Annotated in this window: 14 protein-coding genes and 1 pseudogene; 8 read left to right on the forward strand and 7 right to left on the reverse strand. The window is 71.4% G+C overall.

What is annotated here, in order from left to right; all coding sequences use genetic code 11:
- Positions 1 to 36: 36 nt before the first annotated feature.
- The 3 genes and pseudogenes from KO717_RS14200 to KO717_RS14210 form a co-directional block, all read right to left on the reverse strand.
- Complete coding sequence (locus KO717_RS14200) at positions 37 to 945, reverse strand: N-acetylneuraminate synthase family protein (RefSeq protein WP_301374533.1); 909 nt, start codon at positions 943 to 945, stop codon at positions 37 to 39.
- Between the two features lie 441 nt (positions 946 to 1,386).
- A pseudogene (locus KO717_RS14205) lies at positions 1,387 to 1,752 on the reverse strand (cytidylyltransferase domain-containing protein); the annotation flags it as partial.
- A complete protein-coding gene (locus KO717_RS14210) occupies positions 1,749 to 3,092 on the reverse strand; it encodes a DUF6716 putative glycosyltransferase (protein WP_301367056.1) in 1,344 nt (447 codons plus the stop codon). The pseudogene KO717_RS14205 and the gene KO717_RS14210, both read right to left, overlap by 4 nt.
- 176 nt (positions 3,093 to 3,268) lie before the next feature.
- On the opposite strand from KO717_RS14210, the gene KO717_RS14215 reads away from it, so the two are divergent.
- Both KO717_RS14215 and KO717_RS14220 read left to right on the forward strand, forming a co-directional pair.
- Positions 3,269 to 4,252, forward strand: a complete 984-nt coding sequence (locus KO717_RS14215; protein ID WP_301367057.1) for a glycosyltransferase family 2 protein — start codon at positions 3,269 to 3,271, stop codon at positions 4,250 to 4,252.
- Positions 4,252 to 5,598, forward strand: coding sequence for a polysialyltransferase family glycosyltransferase (locus KO717_RS14220; protein ID WP_301367058.1), 1,347 nt, complete (start codon positions 4,252 to 4,254; stop codon positions 5,596 to 5,598). The genes KO717_RS14215 and KO717_RS14220 overlap by 1 nt, the downstream gene beginning before the upstream one ends.
- 6 nt (positions 5,599 to 5,604) lie before the next feature.
- On the opposite strand, the gene leuE is transcribed toward KO717_RS14220, so the two are convergent.
- Together leuE and KO717_RS14230 are read right to left on the reverse strand one after the other, a co-directional pair.
- On the reverse strand, positions 5,605 to 6,255 hold the full coding sequence (leuE, locus tag KO717_RS14225; RefSeq protein ID WP_189733146.1) for a leucine efflux protein LeuE: 651 nt from the start codon (positions 6,253 to 6,255) through the stop codon (positions 5,605 to 5,607).
- A gap of 45 nt (positions 6,256 to 6,300) precedes the next feature.
- The gene (locus tag KO717_RS14230; protein ID WP_301367059.1) at positions 6,301 to 7,881 is read right to left on the reverse strand and encodes an acyl-CoA mutase large subunit family protein; all 1,581 of its coding nucleotides are present in this window, start codon (positions 7,879 to 7,881) and stop codon (positions 6,301 to 6,303) included.
- Between the two features lie 201 nt (positions 7,882 to 8,082).
- On the opposite strand from KO717_RS14230, the gene KO717_RS14235 reads away from it, so the two are divergent.
- On the forward strand, positions 8,083 to 8,967 hold the full coding sequence (locus KO717_RS14235; protein ID WP_437184512.1) for a L,D-transpeptidase family protein: 885 nt from the start codon (positions 8,083 to 8,085) through the stop codon (positions 8,965 to 8,967).
- A gap of 297 nt (positions 8,968 to 9,264) precedes the next feature.
- Here KO717_RS14235 and KO717_RS14240 read toward each other — a convergent pair whose 3' ends face one another.
- Together KO717_RS14240 and KO717_RS14245 are read right to left on the reverse strand one after the other, a co-directional pair.
- Complete coding sequence (locus tag KO717_RS14240; RefSeq protein ID WP_301367061.1) at positions 9,265 to 10,293, reverse strand: hypothetical protein; 1,029 nt, start codon at positions 10,291 to 10,293, stop codon at positions 9,265 to 9,267.
- Complete coding sequence (locus KO717_RS14245; RefSeq protein ID WP_301374534.1) at positions 10,293 to 11,036, reverse strand: RNA polymerase sigma factor; 744 nt, start codon at positions 11,034 to 11,036, stop codon at positions 10,293 to 10,295. Before KO717_RS14245 ends, KO717_RS14240 begins: the two co-directional genes overlap by 1 nt.
- Positions 11,037 to 11,376: 340 nt before the next feature.
- Here KO717_RS14245 and KO717_RS14250 point away from each other — a divergent pair, with 340 nt between their 5' ends.
- From KO717_RS14250 to KO717_RS14270, 5 genes are all read left to right on the forward strand, one after another.
- Positions 11,377 to 12,009: a 2-oxo-4-hydroxy-4-carboxy-5-ureidoimidazoline decarboxylase gene (locus KO717_RS14250; protein ID WP_301367062.1), complete on the forward strand. Its 633-nt coding sequence runs from the start codon at positions 11,377 to 11,379 to the stop codon at positions 12,007 to 12,009.
- Positions 12,010 to 12,161: 152 nt separating this feature from the next.
- A complete protein-coding gene (gene sdhC, locus KO717_RS14255) occupies positions 12,162 to 12,542 on the forward strand; it encodes a succinate dehydrogenase, cytochrome b556 subunit (protein WP_301367063.1) in 381 nt (126 codons plus the stop codon).
- Positions 12,543 to 12,547: 5 nt separating this feature from the next.
- Entirely contained in the window at positions 12,548 to 13,030 is a 483-nt protein-coding gene (locus KO717_RS14260; protein WP_030712574.1) for a succinate dehydrogenase hydrophobic membrane anchor subunit, read from the forward strand.
- 23 nt (positions 13,031 to 13,053) lie between these two features.
- Positions 13,054 to 14,808, forward strand: a complete 1,755-nt coding sequence (gene sdhA / locus KO717_RS14265) for a succinate dehydrogenase flavoprotein subunit (protein WP_109784025.1) — start codon at positions 13,054 to 13,056, stop codon at positions 14,806 to 14,808.
- A complete protein-coding gene (locus tag KO717_RS14270; RefSeq protein ID WP_189733159.1) occupies positions 14,808 to 15,566 on the forward strand; it encodes a succinate dehydrogenase iron-sulfur subunit in 759 nt (252 codons plus the stop codon). Before sdhA ends, KO717_RS14270 begins: the two co-directional genes overlap by 1 nt.
- Positions 15,567 to 15,618 lie beyond the last annotated feature (52 nt).

Consider the following 15,618-nt stretch of genomic DNA (forward strand, 5'->3'; position numbering starts at 1 on the left):
GGAACGCGTACGCGCCGGGCGGAAGGTCGGACGAGGTCAGACGGCTGCCAGCTCGCCCCGCACGCGGCGGAGCTTCTTCATGGGGCCGAGCTCGGACTCGTAGACGCGCTTGACGCCGTCGCCGAGGGCGGTCTCGATGGTCCGGATGTCGCGGACCAGACGGGTGAGGCCGCCGGGCTCGACGGAGGCGGCCTGGTCGGAGCCCCACATGGCGCGGTCGAGGGTGATGTGGCGCTCGACGAAGGTGGCGCCGAGGGCGACGGCGGCGAGGGTGGTCTGCAGGCCCGTCTCGTGGCCGGAGTAGCCGATCGGGACGTTCGGGTACTCCTCCCGCAGGGTGTTGATCACCCGCAGGTTGAGCTCCTCGGCCTTGGCCGGGTACGTCGAAGTCGCGTGGCACAGAAGGATGTTGGCGCTGCCGAGCACCTCCACCGCGTGGCGGATCTGCTGCGGGGTGGACATGCCGGTGGACAGGACGACGGTGCGGCCGGTGGCGCGCAGGGCGCGCAGCAGCTCGTCGTCGGTGAGGGAGGCGGAGGCCACCTTGTGGGCGGGGACGTCGAACTTCTCCAGGAAGGCGACGGCCTCGGTGTCCCACGGGGAGGCGAACCAGTCGATGCCGCGCTTGGCGCAGTGGTCGTCGATGGCGCGGTACTCGTCCTCGCCGAACTCGACCTTGTGGCGGTAGTCGATGTAGGTCATCCGGCCCCAGGGGGTGTCGCGTTCGATGTCCCACTGGTCGCGCGGGGTGCAGATCTCCGGGGTGCGCTTCTGGAACTTCACGGCGTCGCAGCCGGCTTCGGCGGCGGCGTCGATGAGGGCGAAGGCGTTGCCGAGGTCGCCGTTGTGGTTGATGCCGATCTCGCCGACGACGTAGACGGGGCGGCCGGGGCCCGCGGTGCGGGAGCCGAAGGTACGCAGGTGGGAGTCGGGGGTGGTCGTCATGGCAGGAGGCGTCCTTCGGTGCGGGGGTGTACGGGGTGTGGGCTGCGGGTCGGGGTGCGCGTCGGGGTGCGCGTCGGGGTGCGCGTCGCGGTCCGGGGCGGGCGGTGCGGGGTGTGCTCCAGGGCGCGGGTCGAGCAGGGGTGCGAGCAGTCGGGCGCGGGCCAGGTCGTGCGGGTCGTCGATCTCCAGCACCCGCGCGGGGTCGGTGGCGACGGGGAGGGTGCGGCCGAAGAACCGGTGCCGGGCGGTGCGGAAGCCCGCGGCGTCCATGGCGTAGGCGGCGCCCGTCTCCAGCAGGTCCTGGGGCCGGTCCTGGCGCCGGGGGCGGTACGCCGCGTCGTGGTTGACGCCGGCGGCCGAGCCGTCGGCCCCCTCCCGCCAGAGGAATCCGTGGAACGGGGCCACGGTCAGGGCCGAGTCGGCCGCCCCGGAGGCGACGGCCACGGCGACCGACTCGACGTCGGAGGTGGCGAGGAAGGGGCTGGTGCACTGGACGAGGAGGACCACGTCCACGGCGAGGGAGTGCAGTTCCTCGAAGGCGGCGAGCGCGTGCAGGACGGCGGCCTCGCTGCTCGCGGTGTCGCCGGAGATCGCGGTGGGGCGGGCGATGACGTCGGCCCCGGCGGCACGGGCGGCGGCGGCGATCGCCGCGGAGTCGGTGGAGACCACCACGTCGGTGACGGTCGGCGCGGCCCGGCAGGCCAGGACGGCGCGGGCGACGAGCGGGGTGCCGGCGACCTCGGCGAGGTTCTTGCCCGGGACTCCCTTGGAGCCGCCGCGGGCCGGGATGACGGCGAGGACCCTCACAGCTCCCCCAGCCTGCGGATCACCGGGGCCACGCGCTGCACGCCGTGCCGGTAGGCCCCGCGGGCGGCCTCGCGCAGGTGGGCGCGGAGCCTGCGGCGCAGCCGGGACTCCCCCGCGGCCGGGCGCACCGCGCCGGGCAGCGGGGTGCCGTCGGGCGCGAGGTGGTGGCGGGCGAGGATCCCGGGGAGGTATCCGGGGGCGGTGGTGCGCGTGTAGTACGGGGCGGGCGAGGGCAGCCGGGCCGCGGTGAGCAGCCCGGCGACCTTGGCCCGGGCGACGGCGTAGGCGTCCGGGCCCGGCGCGGGGTCCGCGCCCGTCCCCGGCACGGCGTCCGGCGCGGGCAGGACGCCCTGCGCCGCCAGCCAGACCGGATCCCCGGCCGGGAGGAGACCGGAGTCGATCTGGTCCCAGGAGGCCAGACAGCCGGAGCCGAGGAAGTGGTGGTTGCCGAGGGCCTCGCGGATGCCGAGGTCGGTGAGGATCGCCGTCGGGATGGACCGGTGCAGGGATTCCAGGGCGGCCGTGGAGGAGACGGTGACGAGCAGGTCGGTGCCGTCCAGGACCTCGCCCATGTTCCCGTAGACCAGGCGGCAGTTGGCGGGCAGTCCGCCGGGGAGCCGCTCCGCGAGCCGCTGGTACGGCTGCTCCTCCAGGTGCGTGGTGTGCTCGCCGGGCTTGCTGCGCAGCTTGATCAGCACTTCCCGGTCGGGGTGCAGCCGGGCGTGTCCGGCGGCCCGTTCCAGCAGGTAGGCGCGGTCGGCGCGGCTGTCGGGCACGGAGGGCTGGACGGCGAAGACCACCGTGTGGGCCCGGCTCCCGGCCGGCTCGTACGGCGCCCCGCCCAGGAAGGGCAGCGCGGTCTCGGTGACGGCGGCGGCGTCCGCGCCGACACCCTCGTACACGGCGCGGAAGCGCTGCGCGTCGTGGCGGGAGTTGGCGAGGACGAGGTCGGCGCCGTGGCGCAGCAGCAGCCCGTCGGCGAGCTTCTCGTACACGACGCCCACGTAGCCGGTGACGAGCACGGGGCGCCGGGCCGGGGCGGGCCACAGGGCGCGGGCCCCGTGCAGGACGGCCTGGACGGCCCCGCCGACGAGCGCGAGGACGACCACGTCGTAGCGCTCGCGTTCGATCTCGGCGAGGAACTCGGCGCAGGTCACCTCGGTCAGCCGGTCGGCCCGCACCCCCACCTCGCCGAGCTGGCGGGCGGTGGGCGTGGCCCGGCCGCGCAGCAGGAACCCGGTGAGCTGGTGGTCGGGCACGAGACGGCGGGCGGTGAGTGCGCCCCATTTCCATCGCGTATCGGAATCGGCGAGTACGGCGACGCGTTTGCGTTCTGGCACGCGGCAGAAGCTATTCCGCAATTTCGGTGATCGGCCCAACGACCGCACAACAGCGGGTTAACAACGCGTCGACTGAATGCGAAAGCGCACGGGTTAACTCGCCCGCCCCGCGCCGTTCACATGGAATCCGCATCCGGGCCACAGTGAATGACGGGCGGCGCCCTAATGTCTCGCAGGTGCCCAAGCTCTCTGTTGTCGTGCCGTTCTACAACGTGCAGACATACGCACCGGACGCCCTGAAGAGTCTCGAACTCAACGCCCGGGAGGATTTCGAGTTCCTGCTCGTCGACGACTGCTCGACGGACGGGACGCCCGGCCTGCTGGAACGGGCGGCGCGCGAGCTGCCGGGGGCGGTGCACCTCAGACACGAGCGCAACGGGGGCCTGGCCACCGCGCGCAACACCGGTCTGAACGCGGCCCGTGGCGAGTACCTGACCTTCCTGGACGGGGACGACTGGCTGGCGCCGGGCCACCTGGCCCGGACCCTGGCCGCCATAGAGGACCTGAACTGCGATTTCGTCCGTACCGACCATGTGCGGTGCACGGGCCGGACGCGGAGCGTGCAGCGCGTCCCCTTCGGCCCGCAGTCGGTGGTCGCCGCGCCGCGCAGCGCGATCCTGCCCGCCGACCGGGCCACCTCGGTGGACTATCCGTACGCCTGGGCCGGGATGTACCACCGGCGGCTGCTGGACCGCGGGGTGCTGCACTTCACCGACGGGCTGCGGACCGCGGAGGACCGGCCGTGGATCTGGCGGCTGCACCGCGAGGCGGAGTCGTTCGCCGCGGTCGGGCTGCCCGGCATCTTCTACCGGCGCGGTATTTCCACCTCGTTGACGCAGGTGGGGGACGAACGGCAGCTCGATTTCATTCGCGCATTCGATCAAGTGCTCGCGGAGGTCATCGCCGACCGGGAATGCGATCGACTGCTCCCGAAAGCCGTCCGAACCTATTGTGCAATTATCGCCCACCATTTCGGGTCCATCGAAAGGTTCGAGCCGGACGTGGCCAAGAAACTCCGCCTCATGAGCGCGGCCGCGCTCGGCCGCATGCCGCAGGACGTACTGGACCAGGTCCTGGACTCGATGGACGCCGAACGCTCCACCGTGCTGCGCCGCCTGCGCACCGGCCGCCGCGCCGCCCCCTCGGGAGCGAGTGCCTGATGCCCACCCAGATCTTCCTGGCCTCCACCCTCTACGGTGCGGCCACGCTCGCGGCGGGCATCGACGCGGGCTCCTTCCCGCCCGCCGGCCGCCGCATCCTGCTGACCAGCAACCACGCCGTCACCGCCGAGGTCACCCCGGGGGTCACGGACATGCCGGGCTTCGCCGCCCTGCGCCCCCGCTTCGACGAGGTCCTCGACTGGAACCGCGTCATCGAACCGCAGCACCCGAGCACCTGGGCCCCGCGCGCGGAGGACGTCCCGATCTGGGAGCGGCAGCTGCGCACGCTGTGGAACCTGGGCGAGGACCGGGTCGAGCTGATCGTGGAGTCCCTCCAGGTCCCGCCGGCCCAGAGCCTGTGCCGGCTCTTCCCGGGCGCGGCCGTCGACGTGTACGCCGACGGGCTCATGAGCTACGGGCCCACCCGCTTCCGCCTCGACCCGCAGCTCGGGATGCGGGTACGGCGGGTGCTCCACCTGGACCTGGTGCCGGGGCTGGAGCCCCTGCTGCTGTCGGAGTTCGGGGTGCGGGTGGAACTGGTGCCGACGGAGCCGTTCCTGAAGGTCCTCGCCGAGCTCGCCGACGCCACCCCGGACGCGGTGGCCGGGCCCGCCGGGCCCCCGGCCCTGCTGCTGGGCCAGTACCTTTCCGCGCTCGACCTGATGACCCTGGCCGAGGAGGAGGAGCTGCACGTGTCGATGGTCCGGGGTGCGTACGCCCTGGGCCACCGCGAGCTGGTCTTCAAACCGCACCCGGGCGCTCCGGCCGCGTACTGGCGCCGGGCCGAGGAGGAGGCCGGGCGGCTGGGCGCCCGGCTGACCGTGATCGCCGCCCCGGTCCTGGCCGAGACCCTCTACCAGCGGCTGCGCCCCGCGCTGGTCGTGGGCTGCTTCTCCACCGGGCTGCTGACCGCCGCCACGCTGTACGGGCTCCCGGTGGCCCGGACCGGCACCGACGCGGTGCTGGCCGCGCTGACCCCGTACCCGAACAGCAACCGGGTCCCGCTGGCCCTGGTGGACGCCCTGCTTCCGGACCTCGCCGACGCCGAGGCGGTCCGCACCTGGACGCCCCCGACCCCCGAGCAGGTCCGGGCGGAACCGGCCGCGCTGCTCACCGCAGTCGGGTTCACCATGCAGCCGCAGATCCTGGCCGCGCGGCGCCCGGCGGCCGAGGCCTACCTGGCCAAGCGGCTGACCCGGCACACCTGGCGGTACTTCACGCGCCGCCGGCTGACCGCGCTCGGCCTGCCGGGCGGCATCCCGGCGCAGCTGTCGTTCCTGCCGCGCAGCCGGGCGGTGCGCCGGGCCGTGCGGCGGATGGGATGGCTGCGCCGCGTCGTCAGCTGAGGGGCCTCAGCTGACGGCGAGCTTGGCCGCGAAGCCGAGGAAGAGCACGCCCGCCGCCGAGGTGGCCCCGGCCGACAGCCGCTTGCGACGCCGGAAGGCCGCCGACAGGCGGGTCCCTCCGAAGATCAGCATCGTCAGGTACAGGAAGCTGCCCGTCTGCAGCAGACCGCCCAGGAGCAGGAAGGACAGCGCCGGGTAGGCGTAGGACGGGTCCACGAACTGCACGAAGAAGGACATCAGGAAGAGGATGGCCTTCGGGTTCAGGAGGCTGATCAGCAGCGCCCGCCGGTAGGGCCGCTCGTTCTCGGCCGGGTCGGCGGGGACGGCGGCCTCCGCCTCGGCCCGCTCCGCGCGCGTGCGCCACAGCGCCCAGGCGCCCCGCATCATCCCCACGGCCAGCCACGCCAGGTAGCCGGCTCCGAGGAACTTCACCACGGTGAACACCAGCGGGCTCGCCCGCAGCAGCGCGCCGGCGCCCACGGCGGTCAGCAGCATGAGCACGGCGTCGCCGGTGAACACCCCGGCGGCGGCCTTGTACCCGGTGCGCACCCCGCGGCGGGCGGCCACGGAGAGCACGTAGAGGGAGTTCGGTCCCGGCAGCAGAATGATCAGCACCAGGCCGGCGAGATAAGTCGGAAGATCTGTCACACCCAGCATGCGCAGGAGTGTCCCACAAGGTTGCACCTGTCGCGCCAGTGTGTTTCACCAGGTGGAACCGGTGGGCTCGTAGGTCCCCCAGACCTCCCGCAGCGCCCCGCACACTTCCCCCACCGTGGCCCGGGCGCGCAGCGCCGCCTTCATCGGGTAGAGCACGTTCGCCGTACCCGCCGCCGCCTCCTTCAGGGCCGCGAGCGCCGCCGTCACCGTCGCCCCGTCGCGCTCGGCCCGCAGCCGGGCCAGTGCCGCGCACTGCCGTGCCTCGATCGCCGGGTCCACGCGCAGCGGCTCGTAGGGTTCCTCGCGCTCCAGCGTGAAGCGGTTGACCCCGACCACCACCCGCTCCCCGTTCTCGGTCTCCTGCGCGATGCGGTAGGCGTTCCGCTCGATCTCGGCCTTCTGGAACCCGGCCTCGATCGCGGCCACCGCCCCGCCCTGGTCCTCGATCCGGCGCATGAGCGCGAGGGCCGCCGCCTCCAGTTCGTCCGTCATGCGCTCCACCGCGTACGACCCGGCGAAGGGGTCCACGGTGTGCGGTACGTCCGTCTCGTACGCGAGGACCTGCTGGGTGCGCAGCGCGAGGCGGGCGGACTTCTCGGTCGGGAGCGCGATCGCCTCGTCGAAGGAGTTGGTGTGCAGCGACTGCGTGCCGCCGAGGACGGCGGCCAGGGCCTGCACGGCCACCCGTACGAGATTGAGTTCCGGCTGCTGTGCGGTGAGCTGGACCCCTGCCGTCTGGGTGTGGAAGCGCAGCATGAGCGACTTCGGATCCCGGGCCCCGAACGTCTCCCGCATGACGCGGGCCCAGATCCGCCGGGCCGCGCGGAACTTCGCGACCTCCTCCAGCAGGGTGGTGCGGGCGACGAAGAAGAAGGAGAGCCGGGGCGCGAATTCGTCGACCACCATGCCCGCCGCCAGGGCGGTACGGACGTAGGCGATGCCGTCGGCGAGGGTGAAGGCCACTTCCTGCGCGGGCGAGGCGCCGGCTTCGGCCATGTGGTAGCCGGAGATGGAGATGGTGTTCCACCGGGGGATCTCGGCCCGGCAGTAGCGGAAGGTGTCGGCCGTCAGCCGCAGCGAGGGGCCGGGCGGGAAGATGTACGTCCCGCGCGCGATGTACTCCTTCAGCACGTCGTTCTGGACCGTCCCCGTCAGCTGCGTGCCCAAGATGCCCTGTTCCTCCGCCACCAGCTGGTAGAGCAGCAGGAGCAGCGCGGCGGGCGCGTTGATCGTCATCGAGGTGGAGACCCGGTCGAGGGGGATCCCGTCGAAGAGCGTCCGCATGTCGTCGAGCGAGTCGACGGCGACGCCGACCTTGCCGACCTCGCCCCGGGCGAGGGGAGCGTCGGAGTCGTGCCCCATCTGGGTCGGCAGGTCGAAGGCGACGGAGAGCCCGGTGCCGCCGCCCTCGATGAGCTGCCGGTAGCGGGCGTTGGACTCGGCGGCGGTGCCGAAGCCCGCGTACTGCCGCATCGTCCACGGCCGACCGGTGTACATGTTCGGATAAATCCCCCTTGTGTAGGGGAAGTCGCCCGGCTGCCCGAGCTCGTCCGCCGGGTCCCACCCCGTCAGGTCGCCGGGCCCGTAGACGGGTTCGATGGGGATTCCGCTCTCGGTGTTGGCCATGTGACGTAGTCCTCCATGGAGCAAGCGGGCCCGTGACCGGTAGAACCTGAGCCGCCGCTGGGGCGCCCCCAGCCGCGCATCGCCCCGTAAGGCTGCGGACGGCTGCCGGTCACAATGGCGCAACATCCCGGAGCCGAGTGCAACTGTCCACGCACGCGGAGCATCACCTAGATACACGACATAGAGACCGGGGGGACTGCAATGCAGCGCCAGAGAGTCATAATCCGCACGATCGGGGTGGCAACCGCCGTCGCGCTCGCCGCGACCGCCTGCGGACCGCAGAAGACGGAGCCTGCCGCCTCCGCCTCCTCGGTTTCGTCCTCGCCCACGGCGGGCGCCTCCCCCGAAGCCTCACCCTCCACCGACAACAAGCCCGGCGAGGCCTCGGCGTCGCCGTCCGCCTCCGCCTCCGCTTCCGCGTCGGGCTCCCCCTCGGCCTCCCCTTCGCCCTCGGTGAAGCAGATCATGGCCAACGGCGACGAGAACGAGCAGGTGCGCGAGCTCCAGGCCCGGCTGCGCCAGCTCAAGCTGATGTCGGTCGCGCCGACCGGCTTCTACGGCTCCAAGACGACCGCCGCGGTCAAGACCTTCCAGTCGAAGCACGGCCTGAACGCGACCGGCTCGGTCGACGAGGCCACCTGGAAGAAGATCGAGGGCGCCAGCAAGAAGCCCACCGCCGACGAGCTGCGTCCCTCGACCGTCAACGAGGTCGACGCCCCGGACCCGCGCTGCATGCAGGGCCGCGTCATGTGCATCAGCAAGGAGAGCCGCACCCTCGCCTGGATGATCGACGGCAAGGTCGTCTCGACGATGGACGTGCGCTTCGGCTCCGAGAACACCCCGACCCGTGAGGGCGTGTTCAACGTGGGCTGGAAGGCCAAGGAGTGGACGTCGACGATCTACCACACGCCGATGCCGTACGCGATGTTCTTCAGTGGCGGCCAGGCGGTGCACTACTCGGCCGACTTCGCGGCCCGCGGCTACAACGGGGCCTCGCACGGCTGCGTGAACGTCCGGGACAAGGGCAAGCTCTCGGCGCTGTTCGACGCGGTGCAGGTCGGCGACAAGGTCGTCGTCTACTGGTGATGCCGCCGGGGGCCGGGGGCGGGACCGGTGTCCGGTCCCGCGAAGCCTCGTGCCCGGGGCCAGGAGGTGTCTTGTCGGCCGAGCCCGGCCTGACCGGCACGGCGCTCTCCAGAGGTCCGACAGCGGTCCGAAGTAATGGGCGCGGGCAGGGCCGGGGGAACGTGCCCCGCCCGCGCCGGTTGCGCAGAGCCCAGGGGTACGGGGGGAACCCCGGCTCATGCGCGGCCGATGACCAGTCGGCTCGATATGTACTGCGCCGCCGGTTCGAAAAGTGTTACAGGCAGGTCAGCACATGTGTCAGCGGCCGGTGCGCACGTCGGCCGAACCCCGCGGAACCGACGGCGTCAGGGTCGGCGCCCTGAGCGTCCCGCCCAGCTGGCTGTCGCGCTTGCCGCCGCCGGAGCCCCCGTCGTCGAGGACCGACTTGCAGTAGTCCGGGATCCGGGTGAGGCCGTTGGCCAGGCGCGAGAGCCGCTCACGGCGGGCCTCGTCGAGCCGGCCCGCCTTGAACTCCGTGCAGAGGTCGGCGACCTTGAGACGGGTCTCGCCGTCGCGGTCGCGGTCCTTGCCGCCCGTGTCGCCGCCGCCGAAGGTGTCCCGGTCGCCGTCCTTGCCGCCGATGCCGCCCGTGGCTCCCGTGCCGCCCTGGAGGTCCTTGCCCGGGCCTGCCGTCGCCGACGAACCCGAGGAGGTGCCGGCGCCCGCGCCGGTCCCGGGTGTCGCGGCACGTCCGTCCGTACCGGGCGGCTGCGCCGTACCCGTGGCGGCCGTCGCATTCGAGCCACTCGGCAGCGGGGTGGGCGTCGGCTTCGGACCGGCGCTCGGAGCTCCGCTGCCGATGCCCGGGGCCGGGTCCTCGCCGGCGCTCACGGACATCGCAGGACCGGGTCCCGCGCTGTCGTGCCGGGACCGCTCCAGCAGTCCGGCGCCCGCCGCGGCGGCCAGTCCGCCGACGGCGACACTGGCCAGGGCCGCCGCCAGACCGAAGCTCACGGCCCGGCGGCGCCGGGGGGCGGGCGCGGGGACGACGCGGCCGAGGTCGATCAGGGGTTCGGCGAACGCGGCCGCCACAGGAGGCGCCGCGGAAGGGCGCGCGCCACCGCGCGCCGTACGGAAGGCAGCCATCGCCGCGGCTTCACCGGGCAGTTCCGTGCCCGCGTGCAGCGATCCGTTCACGCCACCCAGGGCGTCCAGGGCGGCACGCAGCCGGGCGGCCTCGTCGCGGGCACGCTGATCGGCGGCCGGTCCCACAGGTTCCACCGGTTCGCCGCGCAGCAGTTTTTCCGCAGCGGCTTCGTCCAGCCACCTGTTGCGCTCGTCGGCCATCACATGTCCTTCTGCGTCCGCCAACGTGAATCCGTCACACCGGTTTGTTCTGCGAAGCCCCCGCTCCGGCCACGCTGCGCGGGTACGGCGTCGAGATCCCTCCCGCCCCCGCCGCCCCATGCCTGGCCACGGGCATTATGGCCGACCGCCGGGCCCGCATCGGAGCCGGTGTCCGGGTCCGGCTCGGAGCCGCCCTCCGGGCCGAGCAGCTCGGCCAGCTTCTTCAGGCCCCGGTGGGCCGCGGTCCGTACGGCGCCGGGCCGCTTGCCCAGGGTCTCGGCCGCGCTCTTGGCGTCCAGCCCGACCACGACGCGCAGGACGACGGCCTCGGCCTGGTCCTGCGGAAGCTGCGCGATGAGCGCCATGGTCCGCCCGGTGGAGAGGGACTCCATGGCCGCGCCGGCGGTGTCGCACTCGGCGGCCCAGCTCGTCAGCTCGGTGTCGTCGCCGCCGATGGCGGGGCGGCGGCCGCGCATGCGGATGTGGTCGAGGGCACGGTTGCGGGCGATGCGGGCCGCCCAGCCGCGGAAGCGGTCGGCGTCGCCGGTGAAGGAGTCGAGGTCGCGGGCGATCTGCAGCCAGGCCTCCGAAGTCACGTCCTCGGCGTCGCCGTCCCCGACGAGCGTGCGTACGTATCCCAGCAGCCGTGGGTGCACGGCGCGGTACACAGCACGGAACGCGTTCTCGTCGCCGTCCTGTGCCGCGAGCACCGCGGCGGTCAGCTCCGCGTCGTCCCCCAGCAAAGTCCCCAACCCGTTCACTGTCCTGTACGTGTGGCGCAAATCAGCACGTTACGGCTTTCAAGCACCTCTCGTCCACGAGTGATACAACGCGCAACCAATCCTGTGCGGAGCGAGGTGTGACACAAAACGCACCCGAGGCGCTGACATGGGTACGGGCTTGTCGCACGAGCCCGTGACGGATGGCGGCCGGGGCCTCTCCTGTGGGGGGTGGCGGCCTCGGTCGCCCTCCCCTTCCCGGGGCCCTCACCATGCCTGCCCGTGGCGCTCACGTCATCCTTTCGGCTCACTTCCGGGTGAAATCCCCGAATCGGTACGACACACCCTGCCCTGCGTCGATAGCGTGGCGGTACACCCCCGCCGCGCCCCGAGGAGCCCCCTGCTGTCCAGCCACCTTCCGGCACAGGCCCCAGGGCGCACCTCCCGGACCGGAACCGGGGGAGGTCCCGGCCCTTCCCACGGCTTCGGACTGGCCCGTTTCAACGCCCTGTCCCCCGAAGCCGCCCGGGCCGTCCTGCTGCACTGCTGCGGAAGCCGACGCTGGGCGCACCGGGTGGCGGCCCACCGCCCCTACCCGGATACCGGGTCCCTCATCGCCGCCGCCGACGAGGCCTCGTACGACCTCTCGCAGGGCGATCTGACCGAGGCGCTGGCCGCGGAGTGCTCGGCGGAGCTGGACCACGGGGCTCCGTACGCCGCACTGCTGGCCCTCGACGCGGCCCACGCGGAGTACGAACGGAAGTTCGGCCACGCCTTCGTGATCTGCCTCGACGGACACCCTCCGGAGGAGCAGGCCGACCAGCTGCTGGGCGCGATCCGCCGGCGGATGGGCCACGAGGTCGACGAGGAGCGCTCGATCTCCGCGGACGAGCTGCGCCGTGTCGCACAGTCCCGGCTCCGGGATCTGACACGCTGGCTGACCTCGCCGGATGGGCTGACTGCCACGGAAATCGGGCTATTCGCCCCTGTGGGATAGCCCGTACGTGCCTGTTTGATCACACCGATGGCCCCCGCGCAAGGGAACCGACAAAGCGTCGCTACGATGTCCGGGGCCGGAGGACCGTACCCGGCCGGGCCCGACCGACAAAGAAGCCGGCTGGCCCCCGCCCCGCTTCCGGAGGGTTTTCCGTGCCGGCTGGAACGTTGTACCGCGGCCGGGAAGGAATGTGGTCCTGGGTGGCTCATCGAGTCACCGGCGTCCTCATTTTCTTCTTCCTGTTCGTACACGTCCTCGACACCGCTCTCGTTCGCGTCTCCCCCGAGGCGTACGACGATGTCGTGGCTACCTACAAGACTCCGATCGTCGCGCTGCTGGAGTACGGCCTCGTCGCCGCCATCCTCTTCCACGCGCTCAACGGTCTCCGTGTCATCGCCGTGGACTTCTGGTCCAAGGGCCCGCGCTACCAGAAGCAGATGCTCTGGACCGTCGTGGTCACCTGGATCGTGCTGATGGGCGGGGCTCTGTACCCCGTCCTGGGCCACGCCTACCTTGAACTGTTCGGGAAGTGACACGCATGTCTTCTGACACTTCTTTCGAAAAGGGCGTCGGTGACGTGGAGGGCGTGTCCCTCTACGACGTCGACAACCCGGCGCCGTACATCGAGGCCCCGCGCAAGCGGACCGGCAAGACCCCGCGCTCGACCCGCGGGAACTTCGAGATGGTCGCGTGGCTCTTCATGCGCCTCTCGGGCATCGTGCTCGTCGTCCTGGTCATCGGCCACCTGCTGATCCAGCTGGTGCTCGACGGCGGCGTGTCCAAGATCGGCTTCGCCTTCGTGGCCGGCCGCTGGGCGTCCCCGTTCTGGCAGGTCTGGGACCTGCTGATGCTGTGGCTGGCCATGCTGCACGGCGCCAACGGTCTGCGTACCGTCATCAACGACTACGCGGAGCGTGCCAACACGCGGCTGTGGCTGAAGGGCCTGCTCTACACCGCCACGGTGTTCACCATCCTTCTGGGCACGCTGGTGATCTTCACCTTCGACCCGAACATCCGCTAGGCAACGGGGCTGAGGCGAAACCAATGAAGATCCACAAGTACGACACCGTCATCGTCGGCGCGGGCGGCGCGGGCATGCGCGCCGCCATCGAGTCGACGAAGCGCAGCCGCACCGCGGTGCTGACGAAGCTCTACCCGACCCGCTCCCACACGGGCGCCGCGCAGGGCGGCATGGCCGCCGCGCTGGCCAACGTGGAAGAGGACAACTGGGAGTGGCACACCTTCGACACGGTCAAGGGCGGTGACTACCTGGTCGACCAGGACGCCGCCGAGATCCTGGCGAAGGAGGCCATCGACGCGGTCCTCGACCTGGAGAAGATGGGCCTGCCGTTCAACCGCACCCCGGACGGCACCATCGACCAGCGCCGCTTCGGCGGTCACTCGCGCAACCACGGCGAGGCCCCGGTCCGCCGGTCCTGCTACGCCGCGGACCGCACCGGTCACATGATCCTCCAGACGCTGTACCAGAACTGCGTCAAGGAGGGCGTGGAGTTCTTCAACGAGTTCTACGTCCTGGACCAGCTCCTGGTCGAGGAGGACGGCGTCAAGAAGTCGGCCGGTGTGGTCGCGTACGAGCTCGCCACCGGCGAGATCCACGTGTTCCAGGCCAAGGCCGTCATCTACGCCTCCGGCGGCACCGGCAAGTTCTTCAAGGTGACCTCCAACGCGCACACCCTCACGGGTGACGGCCAGGCGGCCTGCTACCGCCGCGGCCTGCCGCTGGAGGACATGGAGTTCTTCCAGTTCCACCCGACGGGCATCTGGCGCATGGGCATCCTGCTGACGGAGGGCGCCCGCGGTGAGGGCGGCATCCTCCGCAACAAGGACGGCGAGCGCTTCATGGAGAAGTACGCGCCGGTCATGAAGGACCTCGCGTCCCGTGACGTCGTCTCGCGCTCCATCTACACCGAGATCCGTGAGGGCCGCGGCTGCGGTCCCGCCGGTGACCACGTGTACCTGGACCTGACGCACCTGCCGCCGGAGCAGCTCGACGCGAAGCTCCCGGACATCACCGAGTTCGCGCGCACCTACCTGGGCATCGAGCCGTACACGGACCCGATCCCGATCCAGCCCACCGCGCACTACGCCATGGGCGGCATCCCGACCAACGTCGAGGGTGAGGTCCTCAGCGACAACACCACCGTCGTCCCGGGCCTGTACGCGGCCGGCGAGGTCGCGTGCGTGTCGGTGCACGGCGCGAACCGCCTCGGCACCAACTCGCTGCTGGACATCAACGTCTTCGGCAAGCGCTCCGGCATCGCCGCGGCCAGGTACTCCCAGGAGAACGACTACGTCGAGCTCCCGGAGAACCCGGCGCAGCAGGTCGTCGACCTCGTCGAGCACCTGCGCAACTCCACGGGCAACGAGCGGGTCGCCGACCTGCGTCTGGAGCTCCAGGAGACGATGGACGCGTGCGTGATGGTGTTCCGTACGGAGCAGACCATCAAGACCGCGGTCGAGAAGATCGCAGAGCTGCGCGAGCGCTACAAGAACGTGTCCGTCCAGGACAAGGGCAAGCGCTTCAACACGGACCTGCTGGAGGCCATCGAGCTGGGCAACCTGCTCGACCTGGCCGAGGTCATGGCCGTGTCCGCGCTGGCGCGCAAGGAGTCCCGCGGCGGTCACTACCGCGAGGACTACCCGAACCGCGACGACGTCAACTTCATGCGCCACACCATGGCGTACCGCGAGGTCGGCGACGACGGCAAGGACTCCGTCCGGCTGGACTACAAGCCCGTCGTCGTCACCCGCTACCAGCCGATGGAGCGTAAGTACTGATGGCCACCCCCACCCTGGACAAGATGGAGGCGGCGGCCGCCGCCTCGCCGTTCATCACGGTCACCTTCCGGATCCGCCGCTTCAACCCGGAGATCTCCGAGGAGTCGACCTGGCAGGATTTCCAGGTCGAGATCGACCCGAAGGAGCGCGTGCTCGACGGTCTCCACAAGATCAAGTGGGACCTCGACGGCACGCTGACCTTCCGCCGCTCGTGCGCGCACGGCATCTGCGGCTCCGACGCGATGCGGATCAACGGCAAGAACAGGCTCGCCTGCAAGACGCTGATCAAGGACATCAACCCGGAGAAGCCGATCACCGTCGAGGCCATCAAGGGCCTCACGGTGATGAAGGACCTTGTCGTCGACATGGAGCCCTTCTTCCAGGCGTACCGCGACGTCATGCCGTTCCTGGTCACCAAGGGCAACGAGCCGACGCGCGAGCGTCTGCAGTCCGCCGAGGACCGCGAGCGCTTCGACGACACCACCAAGTGCATCCTGTGCGCCGCGTGCACGTCCTCGTGCCCGGTGTTCTGGAACGACGGCCAGTACTTCGGCCCGGCGGCGATCGTCAACGCGCACCGCTTCATCTTCGACTCGCGTGACGAGGCCGGCGAGCAGCGGCTGGAGATCCTGAACGACAAGGACGGCGTGTGGCGCTGCCGCACGACCTTCAACTGCACCGACGCGTGCCCGCGTGGCATCGAGGTCACGAAGGCGATCCAGGAAGTCAAGCGCGCACTGATCACGCGCCGCTTCTAGCCTTCTCGACGCGCTCCGTCCGTCGGTCTCGGCCCCGTCCCCGGTTCTTCCG

Source organism: Streptomyces xanthophaeus (genome assembly GCF_030440515.1).
In the GTDB taxonomy this organism is placed as follows: domain Bacteria; phylum Actinomycetota; class Actinomycetes; order Streptomycetales; family Streptomycetaceae; genus Streptomyces; species Streptomyces kutzneri.